Origin of the sequence: Lentzea sokolovensis (genome assembly GCF_033949975.1) — a bacterium.
Taxonomy (GTDB): Bacteria; Actinomycetota; Actinomycetes; order Mycobacteriales; family Pseudonocardiaceae; genus Lentzea; species Lentzea sokolovensis.
In genome coordinates this window covers 285,906-301,908 of record NZ_JAXAVU010000012.1, presented here as the reverse complement: position 1 = coordinate 301,908, position 16,003 = coordinate 285,906, and the positions used below count along the sequence as shown (strand labels likewise).

The following is a 16,003-nucleotide window of genomic DNA, read 5'->3' as shown; positions in this document are numbered from 1 at the left end:
TGTGAACGCTTCGAAGGAAGGGATTGCGATGAGCACGCAGACTGCGGAGAAGAACGGTGTCGCGGGCGGGAAACTGGTGACCGACAAGGGATCCACCACCATCGCGGACGTCGTCGTGCAGAAGGTCGCCGGCCTCGCGGCGCGGGAGATCCGGGGCGTGCACGCCCTGGGCGGCGGCGCGACGCGGGCATTGAGCGCGTTGCGCGACCGCATCCCCGGCGCCACGGCGAGCGCGGGCCAGGGCGTGTCGGTCGAGGTCGGCGAGAAGCAGGCCGCGGTCGACCTGGAACTCGTGGTCGAGTACGGCGTGCCGATCGCGGACCTCGCGAAGTCGGTGCGCACCAACGTGATCACGGCGATCGAGCAGATCACCGGCCTCGAGGTCGTCGAGGTCAACATCAACGTCAACGACGTGCACATCCCGAGCGACACCGAGGGCGAAGAGCCCGAAACCGCTCGCGTGCAGTGAGGGGAACCGCCATGAGCACCACCGCACTGGGCCTGTTGACCGGGCTCGCGCTCGGCCTGGCCGCGGCGTTCGGGGGCTTCAGCGCGTTCCTGCTCGTGCTCGTCTTCGGCGCGCTCGGCCTGGTCGCGGGCCGGGTCGCCGAGGGCAAGCTCGACCTCGCGCAACTGCTCGGCAGGGATCGGGACTGACGATGATCACACCGCTCGCCGCCCAACCAGGTGTCGTACAACCTGGTGCGGCACAGCCAGGTCTGACCACCGTCGCGGACCGCGCGGTGGGCCGCATCGCCGGGCGCGCCGCCATGGAGGTGCCGGACGTGCTCGACTGCGCCGTCACCGCACGGGTGACCGGGGGAGTGACCACGCTCGACGCGCGCCTCGACCTGCGTTACCCGGCACCGGTCGCGTCGACCGCTGCCAGGGTGCGCGCCCACCTGGTCGAACGGGTCGCCGAGCTCACCGGCCTGCGAGTGTCCGTTGTGGACGTGTCGATCGGTGTGCTGCGCGCGGACACGGCTCCGGTGAGGAGGGTCCTGTGACCCGCCGCTCCCGCCGGGCCCTGCCCGCCACGCTCACGGCGCTCGTCCTGCTCGCCGCGTCGGTCCTGGTGGCGGTGTGCGCGATCCAACTGGCCGTGGGCGAGACGCCCCTGCTGCCGTACGACTCCCTGGCCGGCCTGCTGCACGACACGACCTGGTCGGCTCAGGGGGTGGCCGTGGCGGGCGGGGTCGCCGCGGCCATCGGACTGGTGCTGTTCCTCGTCGCGGTCGTGCCCGGCAGAGCGCGGACGGCGGCCCTGGACCAGCACACCGCGGTGTCTGTGCGCGGCCTGCGCAACGCCCTGCGGTCCGCCGCCGTCGTCGACGGCGTCGAATCCGCCGCCGTGAAGGTGCGCCGCCGCCGGGTTCGCGCGGTCGTGCGCACCCGGCGGGCCGTGGTCGACGGCCTGGGTGACACCGTCCGTGCGGCGCTTGAACACCGCGTCGGCGAGTTCGCCCTCGCCCGGCCTCCGCAGGTCGTGGTGCGGGTCAAGGCACTCAGGAGCACACCGTGAACCGATTCCTCCTCGGCCTGCTGGGCCTGGTGCTGATGCTGGCCGGCGCGTTCGCACTCGCTGTCCACTTCGGCTACGTGCGCCAGATGGACCGCTCCGCCGCACTGCTGCCCGGCACCGCGCTGCCACCGACGTGGGTGCTGTGGGTGATCGCGGCCGCGGCGGTGCTGATCGCACTGCTGTGCCTGCGCTGGCTCACCGCCCAGATCCCGCGCCGCAAGGTCGCGGCCTGGCGCTGGGCCGACGAGGCCGGCGCCACCCGCATCACCACGGCGACGGCCGCCGCGCCGTTCGCCGAAGAGGTCACCGCCTACCCCGGTGTGCGCAAGGTCGAGGCCGCGCTGACCGGTCCGCACACCGCCCCGCGCCTGGCCCTCGTCGTCCGCGCCCACGGCGACGCCGATCTGCGGGGGATCCGCCGCCGCATCGACGACGAGGGCCTTCCACGCCTCCGGGAAGCGCTCGGCACACCCGACCTGCACGCCACCGTGGAGTTCCGGATGTCGCCCTCGAAAGCCGACGCCCGAGTGCACTGATATATCGGTTGCGCGAGGACGTTGCGGCGTCCGCCCCGTCCTCGCGCTAGAAAGCGGCTGTACTCAAGTCAGGAGACTCAGCAGAAGAGCTCCGGTGACCGCGCCGAAGACGAAGACCAACGGAATCAACCAGAGGTATAGGCGGGGATCTGCGTTTCGGGTGACGACTTCCGGTGACGCCAGCGGTTCATCCTCGCGAAGGTTGTCATCAGGGTCGTCCACCTCTTCCGGCGGTGTCCACACCAATCGCGACCTCCCAGAGTTCTCCTCGCCAGATTCGCAGAGACTGGTGGTCACGGAACCGTCCGCGGTGTCCTTCGCGCCGAGGGACTCAGTCTCTGTCGTAGCGTCGACGAGCAGTTGGCGAGCGACCTCGGCGTCGGCGGCCAACTCGGAAGGCACTCTTGTCGCCGGTGTCGAATCGACAGGCGCCTGCCGCAGACGCTGCCATGTGGCCGCCCATCGGCGCTGCATGCGAAGGTCACCGCCGCAGACCTCGATGAAGCACTGAACGGAGTCGACACTGGCCGGCAGTTTTGGCTTGGTGCACATACCGTGAACGGTGCTGGAGGCTAACGGGTAGTTGGTGTCGTTCGTTGCTTGGGCGAGCATCTTGTACGAGAGGCCGGTGCCCTTCTTGATGCTCTCCAGCGCCTGGGCAAACTCTGCGGCGGAACGCAAGAGATCTGGATCGGGCCACAACGACGAGTCCGCCTTCGACACTTGAGCCGCTCGTCGCCATGCGGGCTTGGACAACGTCAACCTAGTCTCCTGGCGATTGATCGCAGCTGGGCGTCGGCCACGGCTATGTGCCGTGGCGGCGGAGTCTGAAGCAATTTCCAGCAACGGCGGGCCCGACATGATCACCGTCGTCTCAAGCAGGGTTTCCTCGTGATCAAGGTTTGGCCCTGACCGCATCGGCGGCTTGGCGGACGCCCGCATGTCACGACGGGCGTGCCGACGTGCGGTGTGATCCTTGTGTACCAGCGACCACAATTTGAGCACGTGAGCCCGTGTGCGGGGATCGTCGTCCACCAGTTCGAGGTAGGCGTGTAAGTGAGTTCGTGCGGGGATGGCAGCGGCGTCCTCGATGAACCTCACTTGCAGCGGAGAGATCTTGTACTCGCTGGCGAAGTCCTCGAGGGTGGTCCCGGCGGCCAGCCGGAGCCCACGAAGGACTCCGGCTAGCTCGCGTTGCTGCTCCGCCCCGGGAAGGTCGTTCCGTTCGGCGGTGATCATGACTAGCTCGCAGTCTCCGGGCTGGAAGTTCCGACTTGCGGCACGCGAACGGTTGTGGCGCTCTGCACCCAGCGGGCGATGGGTTCTGCGGCAGAGGCTGTGCAACCCAGCAGGGCCAGGACCGTCAACGGATCCTGTCCCTTGGAGAGTGCGATGAAGACGGCAGTTGCCATGGCTCCCCAGATCAACAGGCGCATGGCTGGCCAGATCAGGGCGCGCAGCGAACGCCTGAGGCGCTCGGACATGTGTCGAGTTCCTTCCGAAGGTTTTTCTTGATCATTTTTGTGTCGTGGAGCGGTACGACCCAGAGGCCAGCGTGAGCGGTTGCAGCCGCATCGCGCTGGCGAAGCCCAAGTCGTGTGCGGAACATTTTGACACCAACGGCCCGTGGATGTGAAACCGCGACACGCTCGTTCATGTCGCCGCCGCAATGCAATGTGTGCGTTGGGCTAGATGGGTTAGCCGCTGTGTTCGTGAACATTTTCGAACGTCCGGAAATTTGATGAACTACTAACGTGCGGCTGGTTTTCGTGACCGAGAGGCGGCTGACTCCGGGCACACGAAGGTAGGATCACAGATCGCATCCGCGCTGGTCAGCGCGATCGAACGTTCGTGGACATCTATGAACGCCACTACACTGTTGAGCATGCACTGCTGTGCGCCGCACTCTTGAGGGGCAGCAGTTGAGGCCGAAGGTGTGTCCGTGGAGCGGATACGACCCCGGGAGTGGTAGTGCCCGGCACTACGACCGTTGCAGCGGTCGCCGGGCACTACTCACTGATCTTGTGGATGAAGGGCTTGCGCCGACCGGTTCTCGTGTGGCGCTTAGCGGTAACTGTGGTTCAACCCGACTGATCACCTTCGCTGAACTCGGCGCGGTGGTCGCAGGATGAACCCGACTCCGCCGTAGTCGCGTACAACGCGGTCGAGTCCCAGAAGTTGTGGTCGCGCTGAGCGGGAATTCTGCGTCGGAGAGAATTGCCGTGGAAGTGGCAGTCGAATTCGCACACTCCGCACGGCATCGCCAAGGTGTTCATAACGAAGAAGCAGGGCGGCCTTCGAGGCCGCCCTGCTTCTTCGTTGGTTCGCCGTCCACTCCGCTCAGCGCGGGGCGAGCAGGCTCGTGATCTCCTGGGACGCGGACACCGTCAGCAGGTGCTGGAGGTTCTCCGGGAGGTCCTCGCCGCGCTTCTGCTTCGCCTGCGCGTAGAGGCGGCCGGCGCGGTAGGAGGAGCGGACGAGCGGGCCCGCCATCACGCCGAGGAAGCCGATCTCCTCGGCCGTCTCCTTGTGCTGGACGAACTCCTCCGGCTTCACCCAGCGCTCGACCGGGTGGTGCCGCGGCGACGGGCGCAGGTACTGGGTGATGGTGATGATGTCGCAGCCCGCGTCGTAGAGGTCGGAGAGCGCCTCCGTGACCTCCTCGGGGGTCTCGCCCATGCCGAGGATCAGGTTCGACTTGGTGACCAGGCCGAACTCGCGGGCCTTGGTGATCACCTCGAGGGAACGCTCGTAGGTGAACGCCGGGCGGATGCGCTTGAAGATCCGCGGGACGGTCTCCAGGTTGTGCGCGAGCACCTCGGGACGGGACTCGAAGACCTCGGCCAGCTGCTCGGGGACCGCGTTGAAGTCCGGGATCAGCAGCTCGACGCCGGTGCCGGGGTTCATCTCGTGGATCTGGCGGACGGTCTCCGCGTACAGCCACGCGCCGCCGTCCTCCAGGTCGTCGCGGGCGACGCCGGTGACCGTGGAGTAGCGCAGGCCCATCGCCTGGACCGACTCGGCGACGCGACGCGGTTCGTCGCGGTCGAGGTCGGCGGGCTTGCCCGTGTCGATCTGGCAGAAGTCGCAGCGCCTGGTGCACTGCTCGCCGCCGATCAGGAACGTGGCCTCGCGGTCTTCCCAGCACTCGTAGATGTTGGGACAGCCGGCCTCTTCGCAGACCGTGTGCAGGCCTTCGCGTTTGACCAGACTCTTGAGCTCCCGGTACTCGGGGCCCATCTTCGCCCTGGTCTTGATCCACGAGGGCTTCTTCTCGATCGGCGTCTGGCTGTTGCGGACCTCGAGCCGCAGCAGCTTCCGACCCTCAGGTACCACAGTCACGTCATCACCCTACGCTGCGCGCTCAAGTGTCCGGGGTCACGCACTACCAGGTCAGGCTAAGCGCCAGAACCAGGCTTCCGGTGGAGCGCTCGTTGTTCACGATCTGTTGTTCACGCAGGTCGCGCCGAACATGAACAACACTCCCGGGCTGAAGATGTTCCCGGCCCGGAGGTGACGACCGGGCCTCGTCGGCGCCTTCCCACTCCCCCCAGGTGAGGGCGCCGACACCCCTACGGAAGATCTGGAGCGATTCCGGTCAGCTTGATCGTGAGCTCCCAGAGGCGGTTCGCGGCCAGGTCGTCACGCGCGGCGGCGGTCATCCGCGCCACGGCGGGGTGGCCGCGGAAGCCGTTGAAACCGTCCGGGCCGTAGTACTCGCCGCCACGCGCTTCGGGTGACGTCGCCGCGTAGAGCTGCGGCAGCGCGCCCATCTCGACGGACTGCGAGAACAGGTGGCTGATCTTGCCGCCGACCCGCAGGACCACCGACTTGTGCGCGTCGGCCATGTTGTTGGTGAGCTCGGTGGCCGTCAGACCGGGGTGGGCCGCGATGGACGTCACGTCCGATGAGCGGCGCTCCAGTTCACGTGCGAACAGGATGTTGGCGAGCTTCGACTGACCGTACGAACCGCGCAGGGTGTACGGGCGGCGGTCGAAGTTCGGGTCCGCGAAGTCGATGTGGCCGTACTGGTGCGCGAGAGAAGCGACGGTCACGACGCGTGCGCCCGGACGTTGCCTCAGAGCGGGCAGCAGCAGCCACGTCAACGCGGCGTGGCCCAGGTGGTTGGTGCCGAACTGGCGCTCGAAGCCGTCGACGGTCCGGCCGTTCGGAACGGCCATGATGCCCGCGTTGTTGACGAGGACGTCGAGCTTCTCGACCTTCTCCGCAGCGGTGCGCACGGAGGCGAGGTCGGCGAGGTCGAGTTCGAGGACCTCGGCCGACCCCTTGACGGTGCGTCGCGCGGTCTCCCCGCGCTGGACCGAGCGACAACCCATGAGCACGTGGGCGCCCCTGGCCGCGAGCACCTGGGCGGTGCGCAGGCCGAGACCGGAGTTCGCACCGGTCACCAGGACTGTGCGGCCGGTCTGGTCGGGGATGTCGGCTTCGGTCCAACGACTCATGGAGTCATTCCTACCGTCCGGTAACTGCCGAGCGATAGGTGTGTGTCCAGTACCGCTTGCAGCACGGGTTCCTCAGCGGCGAGTTCGGCGACGACGCGGTCCTCGTCGACGTGGCCGTTCAGCCCGGCGTTCTCCATGCGGGCGGTCAGCTTGTTCTGCCAGCGGTGGTCGAGTGCCAGCAGCAGTTCCTGCAGTGAGCCGAAGACGTCGGGATCGACGATCAGCGGCGCGGACGGGTCGCGGCGGGCGTCGCGCAGGACGGCGTCGAGCGCGTCGCGGCGACGGTAGTGGTCTGCCCAGCCCATGTCTCGTACCCCCGGTTTCTCGCATACCCTCGGTATGACATGAACATACCACCGGTACGTACCGTCGGTATGTGAGATACGTTTCGGTCGTGCGAACTCGACGCTCCGAGTACTCGGAGTCGACCAGGCAGGCGTTGGTGGACAGCGCCGTCGACCTCTTCACCAAACGCGGCTACGCCGGCACCTCGCTCGACGAGGTCGTCAAACGCGCCCGCGTGACGAAAGGTGCGCTCTACCACCACTTCAGTGGCAAGCAGGCGTTGTTCGAGGCGGCCTTCACCCAGGTGGAGACCCGGTCGATCGCCTCGTTGACCGCGGTGATCACGGCGGAGGGCGACCCCTGGGAGACCGCGGTCGCCGGTCTGCGCGCGTACGTCCGCAAGTGCCTGGAACCGGAGTACCAGCGGATCATCGTCCACGAGGCGCCGGTGGTGATGGGCTGGGAACGCTGGCGTGAGGCGGAGGAGCAGTTCAGCTTCGGTCTGCTCCGCACGGCGGTGCAACTGCTCGTGGATGCCGGCGAAATCGAGGAAGCGCCGGTGGAGATCATGGCCCGGCTGCTGTTCGGCGCGCTGTCCGCGTGCGCGAGCACCATCGCGAGTTCGTCCGATCCGAAGCGCACCGGGCGTGAGGTCGAACGCGCGATCCTGCGTGTTTTGGAGGGTTTGCGCAAGAAGTAGTCGAGTTCGGCCCTAGCGGCCGGGCGCAACGTCGATCACCACGCGGACAACAGAGGTGGTCGGCATCATGATCGAACCTGTCAACACGCGCCTGGGACTCGACGGCAAGATCGCAGTTGTCACGTCGGGAACGCACGGGCTCGGCCTCGCCATCGCGAGCAAGCTCTGCGACAACGGCGCCCACGTCATCCTGACGACATCCGACGAGGACAACGTCGACCTGGAGCGCGCGAAGACCGTGCTCGCGGGCAAGCCCGGCTCGGTGACGGTCACCAAGCTGAACATCCACGACGAGCACTCGGTTCGCTTCCTGCTCGACCAGGTCAAGCAGGAACGCGGGCAGCTCAACTTCTTCGTGCACCACGCCGTGTCGCCGGACCTCACGCCGTTGCTGAACATCGTGGAGCCGCTTGCCAAGGCTCTCGTCGACGGCGGCCGCGTGGTCATCGCCGGCTACACGGTGACACCGGTGCACGGCGTGATTCGGACGCTCGCGCTGGAAATGGCTTGGTACAAGGTCGCGGTCAACGCCGTCGTCACCACCGTTGTGGACAACGGCCCCATGAACATCGATCCGGACCTCGTGGACCGGCTCGCGATCAAGAGCCCGTCCGGTCGCGTCACCCTGCCGCAGGACATCGCGAACGCCGTTTCGTTGCTCTGCACCGACGAGGCCGCGTGGATTCAGGGTCAGGTGATCACCGTCGACGGCGGCCTGGAACTGCTGGAGCGGTGGGGCGAGACGCGCTGAGTCGTCGCCGCGATGATCGCTTCAGAACCTGCTTCGGGGATCGAATCGCTTGTACCGCTTTGTGCTCGGGCAGTGCTCGAGTCGTCCCGGTACCCGATTCGGTCCCTGAGCTATCTGTGAGCGAGTGGTGACCCCAGGTCATCCGCCGATTAACCTCATTAATTGCTCCTAGCGCATTTGGAGTAACGCTCGGCGCACCCGGGCTCAATGCTTGTCCTGCATGGTCACCGAGTGTAAGACTCGAAATGGTGACCTGGGGGCAAGCAAGGGGGTCGGATGATCAGAGTGCTACTAGCCGAGGACGTGCAAATGGTCCGCGGTGCTTTGGTCGCCTTGTTGAATCTTGAACCGGATATTGAGGTCGTCGCGTCCGTCGCAACGGGTGACGAAATCATCGCGGCGGTCGAGAAGAACAAACCGGACGTAGCGGTGCTCGACATCGACCTGCCGGGTATGGACGGCCTTTCCGCCGCCACCGTGATCCACGACACCGCACCGGAGACGCGCACACTCATTCTCACGAGCCTCGGCCGGCCAGGCACTCTGCGCCGCGCGCTCAACGCACGTGTGAATGGCTTCATCCTCAAGGATGCTCCAGTCGGAGAACTCGCTGACGCCATTCGCGGTGTCTCAATTGGTCGGCGCGTGATCGACTCGCAGCTCGCTCTTTCCGCGTGGGACACCGATGAGTGCCCACTGACACCACGCGAACTGGAAGTGCTGCGACTCGCCTCCGACGGCGCGGACGCCATGGAAATCGCCACGACGCTGTTCCTGTCGGTCGGCACGGTCCGCAACTACCTGACGGCGGCGACGGCCAAGCTCGACGCCCGCAACCGGGTCGACGCCGTCCGCATCGCCCGCAAGTCCGGCTGGTTCTGAGCCGGCTTCTGGGTCGGCCCTGGGCGGGCTGCTCTTGATCTTCGCCGAGCTCTCTCCGGGGCCATTGCAACGAGTCTTTTGACGACGAAGTCCAAAGACTCGTTGCTAAGGGCCAGGTCGGAGGGGTGCGGGAAGATCGTCTTTGGGGTCAACGGCGGCGGAGCGCGCTGATATATCGGTGTCCGCTGTGGTCGCGGGGCCCTGGAAGCTAGGGCTCCGGGGTCGCCGGGATGGTGGCGTGGACGTGGAACGAGCCGTCGCCGATGTGGCGGGCGCTGAACGTGCCGCCGACGGCCTTGATGCGTTCGGCCTGGTTGCGGACGCCGTTGCAGTCGGCGGAAACCGCGCGGTCGGCGGCGCCGTCGTTGATGACGTCGAGCAGGATCGTGGCGCCGCGCTGGTGCACGCCGATGGTGCAGGTGCTGGCGTCGCTGTGGCGCAGGACGTTCGTGACGGCCTCGCACAGGACGGCGGCCAGGACGGTCTCGAGCGGCTCCGGGAGCGGGTCGTGGGCCAGTTCGACGCGGACGTCGATGTTCGACGCCGCCAGCATCGCCTTGGCCGAGTCGGACGTGTCCGCCAGCGACAGTGGGCGGTAGGCGCGGGCCAGGGAGCGCACGTCGGCCAGGGCGTGGTGGGTGATATCCAATATGTCGGCGATGTGTTCCTGCATGAACTCCCAGCCGTGGTCCGGGCGGTCGGCGACGATCCGGTGGGCCAGTTCGCTCTTCAGCTTGATCGCGCTGAGGCTGTAGCCGAGCAGGTCGTGCAGGTCGCGGGCGACGCGGACGCGTTCGGCGGTGACCGCCGCGGTGGTGGTGACCACGGGGTCCACGACCAGGGGAGCGACCGGCTGGGGTTCTGGGGCGACAGGGGCGGGCCAGTCGCGGTGGGTCGCGAAGCCCGTGGCCAGGCCCGCGAGCAGCAGTGCGGTGGCCGTGGTGGCCATCATCGCCTCGCCGTGGGCGGCCTGGGCGAGTCCGGTCGCGACCACTGTCGCCACGAAGATCGACCAGCCGAACGCCGGGCGCAGGATCAGGAGGGCGTTGCCTGCGACGAGGCCCGCCACGCCCGTCCAGGAATAGCCGAAGAGGGCGTACGGCAGGATCAGGAGTGCGGCCTGGGCTGCCAGTGCGAGGTGTCGCCGGAGTGCGCTCAGACGCCTGAAATACGACACTTGCAGTAGGACAAGTACCGCTAAATCAATGACCGACACCGCCAATTCGGTGACTTCGCCGGTGAGAAGTAGCGCGCGCGTCAGGTCGGTCAGGCACACCGCGGCGAACACCGCGACGATGATCGCGCGGTATCTCGGTATCGCAGGCGAAGCATTCACGTGCCCCCCAAGAGCAAACCGCTCCAGAGCAAAGTCTGAGTGTCAACGCCGGTCAACACCTCGCACGGCGTGCGCCCAGGCCGAATACTAGACATGTGAGAGCAGTTCGGGACGGCAACTGAATCGGTTCAGGATGCGAAGTCGCATTGACTCGCCACTCAATGTCACGCCAATGGACGAGTATTTCTCGCAATTGTCACCGCTCGTGGTCGGACGATTACGAGGCGGGACGGTTTGGGTTCGTTTGAGCATATGAATATCTCACACCGGGTGCAGTAGTTCGCCATCCGAGAGTCATGGCCGGATACGTGGCGTCCGATAGCCCGCCTCAGGTGAACTTGATGGCACGACCAAGTCGTCCGCCGCTGAGCAGGGGAGCTCCAATGGAGATCAAGGTTCTTGGACCGCTGGAGGCACGGGAGAACGGCGTCTCGATCGCGCCGAGCGCGGTGAAGCCCAGGCAGGTGCTCTCGCTGCTCGGACTCCAGGCAGGGCACGTCGTCACGGTTCCGACGTTGATCGAAGAGTTGTGGGGGATGACACCGCCACGCAGCGCACTCACCACTTTGCAGACCTACGTGCTGCAGGTGCGCCGTCGCATCGAGGCGGCCATGCCAGGGGAGGGTCCCGGTGTCGCGAAGAACGTTCTGGTGACCCGCTACGGCGGCTACATGCTGGACGTTCCGCCGGAGAGCGTCGACGTCCGCAGCTACGAGCGGCTCGCGAGCGCGGGTCAGCGGGCGTTCGAGATCGGCGACCTGGAATCCGCGAGCCGACTGCTGCGCAGTGCCGCCGAGGTGTGGCGCGGACCGGTGCTCGTGGACGTGCAGATCGGCGTCCGGCTCGGCATGGAGGTCACCCGTTTGCAGGAGAGCCGCCTCGGCGTGCTGGAGACCCGCATCGAGGCCGACCTGCAGCTGGGCAAGCACCAGTCGCTGCTGTCCGAGCTGTCGGTGCTCACCGCGCAGCACCCGATGCACGAGAACCTGTGCGCGCAGTACATGCTCGCGCTCTACCGGGCGGGCCGGCAGTGGAAGTCGCTGGAGGCCTACCAGTCGCTGCGCGACACGCTGATCGAAGAGCTGGGGCTTGAGCCGTCCGAAAGGCTGCGTCAGTTGCAGCGGGCGATCCTGAGCTCCGAGCCGTCGCTCGACAAGCCGTTGTCGCCGCGCCAGCTGGAGCGCCAGCTCGCGGGCTGAAAGTTCGGGGAGCAACCGTGGATACCACCGGTGCAGGTGCGTTGATCAAGGCGCTCGAGGACGTCGGCTGCGAGGTGATCTTCGGAATGCCCGGCGGGGCGATCCTGCCCGCCTACGACCCGCTGTTCGACTCGAAGATCCGGCATGTGCTGGTGCGCCACGAACAGGGCGCCGGCCACGCTGCCCAGGGGTACGCGCAGGCGACCGGACGAGTGGGCGTCTGCATGGCGACATCAGGGCCTGGGGCCACGAACCTGGTGACGCCGCTCGCGGACGCCTACATGGACTCGGTGCCGATCGTGGCGATCACCGGCCAGGTGGCGAGGTCGGTGATCGGGACGGACGCCTTCCAGGAGGCGGACATCCGCAGCATCACGCTGCCGATCACCAAGCACAGCTTCCAGGTGCACGACCCGGCCGACATTCCGCGGGTGATCGCCGAGGCGTTCCAGCTCGCGTCAACGGGGCGGCCGGGCCCGGTGCTGGTGGACCTGCCCAAGGACGTGCTGGCCACCGCCACGACCTACACACCGGCGAAGCTCGTCACGCCGTCGCGCCCGGTGCTCTCGCCGGTGCAGATCCGCAACGCCGCCCAGCTGATCGGGTCGTCGAAGCGGCCGGTGTTCTACATCGGCGGCGGCGTGATCCGCAGCGGCGCGGCGGGAGAGCTCCGCAAACTCGCGGAGAAGACCGGAATCCCGGTCGTCACCACGCTCATGGCTCGCGGCGCGTTCCCCGACTCGCATCCGCTGCACCTGGGGATGCCGGGCATGCACGGCACGGTGCCCGCCGTCGCCGCGCTGCAACGGGCCGACCTGCTGATCGCGCTCGGAACCCGGTTCGACGACAGGGTCACCGGACTGCTGCCGGAGTTCGCCCCGCACGCCGCGGTGATCCACGCCGACATCGACCCCGCCGAGATCTCCAAGAACCGCAAGGCGGACGTCGGCATCGTCGGCGACTGCCGTGACGTCATGGCAGCGCTCTCAGCCGTCATCACCAGGAAGACCGATCTCACGGACTGGTGGAACTACCTCGGCGGACTGCGCACCACCTACCCGCTCGGCTACGACTGGCCGGCCGACGGCATGCTCGCGCCGCAGTACGTGATCGAACGGATCAGCAAGCTCGCCGGCCCGGAGACCATCTACGTCTCGGGCGTCGGCCAGCACCAGATGTGGGCGGCGCAGTACGTGCAGTACGAACGCCCCGGCTCGTTCATCAACTCCGGCGGCGCGGGCACGATGGGCTTCGCGGTGCCGGCGGCGATGGGCGCGCAGACGGGCGCACCGGACCGCACGGTGTGGGCCATCGACGGCGACGGCTGCTTCCAGATGACCAACCAGGAACTCGCGACCTGTGCCGCCGAAGGCATCCCGATCAAGGTCGCGATCATCAACAACGGCAACCTCGGCATGGTCCGCCAGTGGCAGACCCTGTTCTACGAGGGCCGTTACTCCAACACCAGGCTCGGCACGCACCAGCGCCACCCCGACTTCGTGAAGCTGGCCGACGCGCTCGGCTGCGTCGGCCTGCGGTGCGACAGTCAGTCCGAAGTGGACGGAACCATCCTGGAGGCGATGGCGGTCCACGACCGGCCCGTCGTCGTCGACTTCGTGGTGGGACAGGACGCCCAGGTCTGGCCGATGGTCGCCGCGGGCACCGGCAACGACGAGGTCATGGCCGCGCGGGGCATCCGGCCCCTGTTCGACGAGGAAGAGTGATGACCAGACATTCGCTTTCCCTGTTGCTGCGCAACGAACCCGGAGCGCTGGCACGGATCGTGGTGCTGTTCTCCAGCCGTGGCGTCGACGTCGAGTCGCTCAGCCTCGCGCCGGCGGAGCGGGGCGATCTGTCCCGCCTCGACGTCGTCGTCGAGCTGCAGCCGGGTCGCACGATCGTCCAGCTGATCAAGCAGCTCGGCCGGGTCGTCGAGGTCAAGAGCGTCGTCGACCGCACGCACGACGAAGCGATCGAGCTCGGCGCCTAGAACGCACGAAGAAACGGCCGCCCCGGAGGCTTGGGGCGGCCGTTTCTTTTGTGTGCCTGAGATTCCGGGCTCAGGCAGCCTTCGGGACGTGCTTCTCGATGACGCGGGCGTACGTCTCCAGCGTCTCGCCCGGCGACGGGCCGTCGAGCGCCTTGTGGATGCCCTCGGCGATCTCGCCGTGGCGGTGCAGGTCGGCGTGGGTCAGCGTGACCTTCGTCGTCGTCGGGCCGACGACCTCGAAGTCGACCTTGATGAACGAGGCCTTCTCGTCGTCGAAGATCGGCTGCCAGTAGGGGCCGACGCGCCACGTCATCACGAGACGCTTCGGCGGGTCCCACTCGGTGATGGTGCCCCAGGCGATCTCCTCGCCGTCCGCGCCGCGCTCGAAGTAGCGCCCGCCGACGAACGGTTCGATCGTGATGGCCTGCCGGTCCTTGACGAACACGTGCGACTCCGGCCACCACTCGATCGGCTTCGACGCGAAGATCGCGAACGCCTGCTCGATCGTCGCCTCGACCGTCACCGACTTGGCGACATCGGGAGTTGAGGCCATGTGGCCCTCCTCGCGAGTTCTAGTAAGGGAGATGTCGCCTTCGACCCTGCCCGGTTCGTCTCAACCCCACCTGGAACCGGGGTCGAACCAGGACGGCTCGACCGGATGTCCAGCGGCCGCACCCATATTCGCGGTAGCGAAACCGGCAGACCGAGGAGTTGTCGTGTCCCCTGTCAATGTTGCGGTCCACATCGAGGTTCAGACGTTCTACGCCCGGCAGATGCGGCTGCTCGACGCGTTGGACGTGGAGGGCTACGCCCAGACGTTCACCGAGGACGGGGTCACCGACCACGCCCACCGGAGCGAGAAGGTCGAGGGCCGGGCGGCCCTGATCGCCGGCGCCAGCGCCGCGCTGCCCCGTTACAAGGGCGTCGCCGTGCGGCACTGGAACGACCACTACCTGATCGAAGAGGTCGACGAGAACACGCTGAACGTCAGCTACGCGTCGCTCGTCACCCGCACGACCGCCGAGGGCGTGGTCAGCTTCGAGCCGACCTTCTCCATCGACGACGTGCTCGTGCGCATCGACGGCACGCTCTACACCAAGTCCCGCACCATTCACCGCGACCTGCCCGTTCAGGCTGCGTGAAGTTCCCCAGGAGGTGACGAGGTGACTGCTCAGAACACCGGGCTCGTCGCGCTCGCGGAAAAGGTCAAGCTGATCGCCGCGGAGCACGCGGCCGACGCCGACGCCACCCGCAAACTGGCTCCCGAGGTCGTGGAGGCACTGCGCGAGGCCGGGTTCGCGCGGCACTTCGTCGCAGCCGAACGCGGTGGCTCGCAAGGCACTTTCGAAGAACTGACCCAGGCGGTCCTCACCGTCGGACAGGGCTGCTCGGCCGCGGCGTGGTGCGCCTCGCTGTCCGCGTACTCGTCCCGGTTCGCGGGGTTGCTGCCCGAACAGGGTCACGACGAGATCTGGGCGTCCGGCCCGGACACGTTCATCGTGACCGGCCAGCCGCCCATGGGCAAGGGCACCGTCGTCGACGGCGGCCACCGGCTCAGCGGCCGGTGGACCTACGTCAGCGGCGTGGACTTCGCCGACTGGGCTTTGCTGTGCGGCATGGTCGGCGAGGAAGGTCGCTTCTTCGCGCTGCCGCGCAAGGACTTCACCGTCCTCGAGACGTGGGACAGCGTCGGCATGAAGGCCACCAGCAGCCATTCTGTTGTGGTGGACGACGTGTTCGTGCCGTCCCACCTGTCGCTCAACCGGGCGGATCTCCTCACCGGCACCAGCTGGTCGCCGGTGCCGAGCCACAACGTCCCGTTCCAGGCGGTCGGCGGCCTCACGTTCGCCGCTCCGGCCGTCGGTGCGGCGATGGGAGCGCTCGACGCGTGCGTTGCGGTGCTGTCGGGGAAGAAGCAGGCCGTGACGTCCGCGGTCGACCTGGTCCGCGCGTCGGGCCAGGTCGAGTCGGCGAGACTGCTCGTGGAGCAGAACGCCAGGGTGCTCGACGACCGCGAGTTCACCCCGGCCGCGATGGCGCGCAACGAGCGCAACGTCGCCTACGCGGCCGAGGTCCTGGTCGACGCGGTCGGTGGCCTGGTGCGGGCCGCCGGCACCAGCGGACTCGCGGAAGGCGGTGCGCTGCAACGGTTCTGGCGTGACGTGGTGAGCTCCTCCAGCCACGTCGCCCTGCGGTACGAGACCGCGTCCGTGCGCACCTATCCGGCGTCGCTTTACGGCTGACCCCGGGCTCGAGAAGGCCCTGGTGCCCACCTCCCCGGCACCAGGGCCTTCGGCGTGCGCGCGAAACGCTCCGCCGCGACCTGACCGGGACTCAAG

General features: G+C 67.4%; 19 protein-coding genes and 1 pseudogene. 13 read left to right on the top strand and 7 right to left on the bottom strand.

Features of this window, described 5'->3' with window-relative positions; translation table 11 throughout:
• Positions 1–28 precede the first annotated feature (28 nt).
• From SK854_RS30055 to SK854_RS30035, 5 genes are read left to right on the top strand one after another with little or no spacing between them, the layout of a single operon-like run.
• Positions 29–469 (top strand): Asp23/Gls24 family envelope stress response protein, encoded by a 441-nt coding sequence (locus SK854_RS30055; protein ID WP_319978473.1) that lies wholly within the window; start codon positions 29–31, stop codon positions 467–469.
• A gap of 11 nt (positions 470–480) precedes the next feature.
• Positions 481–657 (top strand): hypothetical protein, encoded by a 177-nt coding sequence (locus SK854_RS30050; RefSeq protein WP_093600157.1) that lies wholly within the window; start codon positions 481–483, stop codon positions 655–657.
• A 2-nt stretch (positions 658–659) separates the two neighbouring features.
• A complete protein-coding gene (locus SK854_RS30045; protein ID WP_319978472.1) occupies positions 660–1,007 on the top strand; it encodes an Asp23/Gls24 family envelope stress response protein in 348 nt (115 codons plus the stop codon).
• Positions 1,004–1,522 (top strand): DUF6286 domain-containing protein, encoded by a 519-nt coding sequence (locus SK854_RS30040; protein WP_319978471.1) that lies wholly within the window; start codon positions 1,004–1,006, stop codon positions 1,520–1,522. Before SK854_RS30045 ends, SK854_RS30040 begins: the two co-directional genes overlap by 4 nt.
• Entirely contained in the window at positions 1,519–2,058 is a 540-nt protein-coding gene (locus tag SK854_RS30035) for an alkaline shock response membrane anchor protein AmaP (protein WP_319978470.1), read from the top strand. Before SK854_RS30040 ends, SK854_RS30035 begins: the two co-directional genes overlap by 4 nt.
• Before the next feature lie 63 nt (positions 2,059–2,121).
• Here SK854_RS30035 and SK854_RS30030 read toward each other — a convergent pair whose 3' ends face one another.
• The 5 genes from SK854_RS30030 to SK854_RS30010 form a co-directional block, all read right to left on the bottom strand.
• Positions 2,122–3,297: a helix-turn-helix domain-containing protein gene (locus SK854_RS30030; protein ID WP_319978469.1), complete on the bottom strand. Its 1,176-nt coding sequence runs from the start codon at positions 3,295–3,297 to the stop codon at positions 2,122–2,124.
• 2 nt (positions 3,298–3,299) lie between these two features.
• Positions 3,300–3,542: a hypothetical protein gene (locus SK854_RS30025; RefSeq protein ID WP_319978468.1), complete on the bottom strand. Its 243-nt coding sequence runs from the start codon at positions 3,540–3,542 to the stop codon at positions 3,300–3,302.
• An 856-nt stretch (positions 3,543–4,398) separates the two neighbouring features.
• On the bottom strand, positions 4,399–5,400 hold the full coding sequence (gene lipA / locus SK854_RS30020; RefSeq protein ID WP_319978467.1) for a lipoyl synthase: 1,002 nt from the start codon (positions 5,398–5,400) through the stop codon (positions 4,399–4,401).
• 230 nt (positions 5,401–5,630) lie between these two features.
• Complete coding sequence (locus tag SK854_RS30015; RefSeq protein WP_319978466.1) at positions 5,631–6,521, bottom strand: oxidoreductase; 891 nt, start codon at positions 6,519–6,521, stop codon at positions 5,631–5,633.
• The gene (locus tag SK854_RS30010; RefSeq protein WP_319978465.1) at positions 6,518–6,826 is read right to left on the bottom strand and encodes a hypothetical protein; all 309 of its coding nucleotides are present in this window, start codon (positions 6,824–6,826) and stop codon (positions 6,518–6,520) included. The genes SK854_RS30015 and SK854_RS30010 overlap by 4 nt, the downstream gene beginning before the upstream one ends.
• Positions 6,827–6,915: 89 nt before the next feature.
• Between SK854_RS30010 and SK854_RS30005 the strand changes: the two genes are divergently transcribed.
• The 3 genes from SK854_RS30005 (at position 6,916) to SK854_RS29995 (ending at position 9,139) form a co-directional block, all read left to right on the top strand.
• Positions 6,916–7,506, top strand: a complete 591-nt coding sequence (locus tag SK854_RS30005; protein ID WP_319978464.1) for a TetR/AcrR family transcriptional regulator — start codon at positions 6,916–6,918, stop codon at positions 7,504–7,506.
• Between the two features lie 67 nt (positions 7,507–7,573).
• On the top strand, positions 7,574–8,257 hold the full coding sequence (locus tag SK854_RS30000; protein WP_319978463.1) for an SDR family NAD(P)-dependent oxidoreductase: 684 nt from the start codon (positions 7,574–7,576) through the stop codon (positions 8,255–8,257).
• A gap of 276 nt (positions 8,258–8,533) precedes the next feature.
• Positions 8,534–9,139, top strand: coding sequence for a response regulator transcription factor (locus SK854_RS29995; protein ID WP_093600134.1), 606 nt, complete (start codon positions 8,534–8,536; stop codon positions 9,137–9,139).
• Between the two features lie 208 nt (positions 9,140–9,347).
• Here the strand turns inward: SK854_RS29995 and SK854_RS29990 are convergent, their stop codons facing one another.
• A complete protein-coding gene (locus tag SK854_RS29990; RefSeq protein ID WP_319978462.1) occupies positions 9,348–10,316 on the bottom strand; it encodes a sensor histidine kinase in 969 nt (322 codons plus the stop codon).
• A gap of 542 nt (positions 10,317–10,858) precedes the next feature.
• On the opposite strand from SK854_RS29990, the gene SK854_RS29985 reads away from it, so the two are divergent.
• The 3 genes and pseudogenes from SK854_RS29985 (at position 10,859) to ilvN (ending at position 13,664) form a co-directional block, all read left to right on the top strand.
• Complete coding sequence (locus tag SK854_RS29985; protein WP_030474542.1) at positions 10,859–11,674, top strand: AfsR/SARP family transcriptional regulator; 816 nt, start codon at positions 10,859–10,861, stop codon at positions 11,672–11,674.
• 5 nt (positions 11,675–11,679) lie between these two features.
• Positions 11,680–13,398, top strand: a pseudogene (locus SK854_RS29980) (acetolactate synthase large subunit); the annotation flags it as partial.
• Positions 13,398–13,664: an acetolactate synthase small subunit gene (gene ilvN, locus SK854_RS29975; protein ID WP_319978461.1), complete on the top strand. Its 267-nt coding sequence runs from the start codon at positions 13,398–13,400 to the stop codon at positions 13,662–13,664. The pseudogene SK854_RS29980 and the gene ilvN, both read left to right, overlap by 1 nt.
• 70 nt (positions 13,665–13,734) lie before the next feature.
• Here ilvN and SK854_RS29970 read toward each other — a convergent pair whose 3' ends face one another.
• The gene (locus tag SK854_RS29970; protein ID WP_093600122.1) at positions 13,735–14,217 is read right to left on the bottom strand and encodes an SRPBCC domain-containing protein; all 483 of its coding nucleotides are present in this window, start codon (positions 14,215–14,217) and stop codon (positions 13,735–13,737) included.
• A gap of 163 nt (positions 14,218–14,380) precedes the next feature.
• On the opposite strand from SK854_RS29970, the gene SK854_RS29965 reads away from it, so the two are divergent.
• Positions 14,381–14,806, top strand: coding sequence for a nuclear transport factor 2 family protein (locus SK854_RS29965; RefSeq protein ID WP_319978460.1), 426 nt, complete (start codon positions 14,381–14,383; stop codon positions 14,804–14,806).
• Positions 14,807–14,827: 21 nt separating this feature from the next.
• The gene (locus tag SK854_RS29960) at positions 14,828–15,907 is read left to right on the top strand and encodes an acyl-CoA dehydrogenase family protein (protein ID WP_319978459.1); all 1,080 of its coding nucleotides are present in this window, start codon (positions 14,828–14,830) and stop codon (positions 15,905–15,907) included.
• Positions 15,908–16,003: the final 96 nt, after the last annotated feature.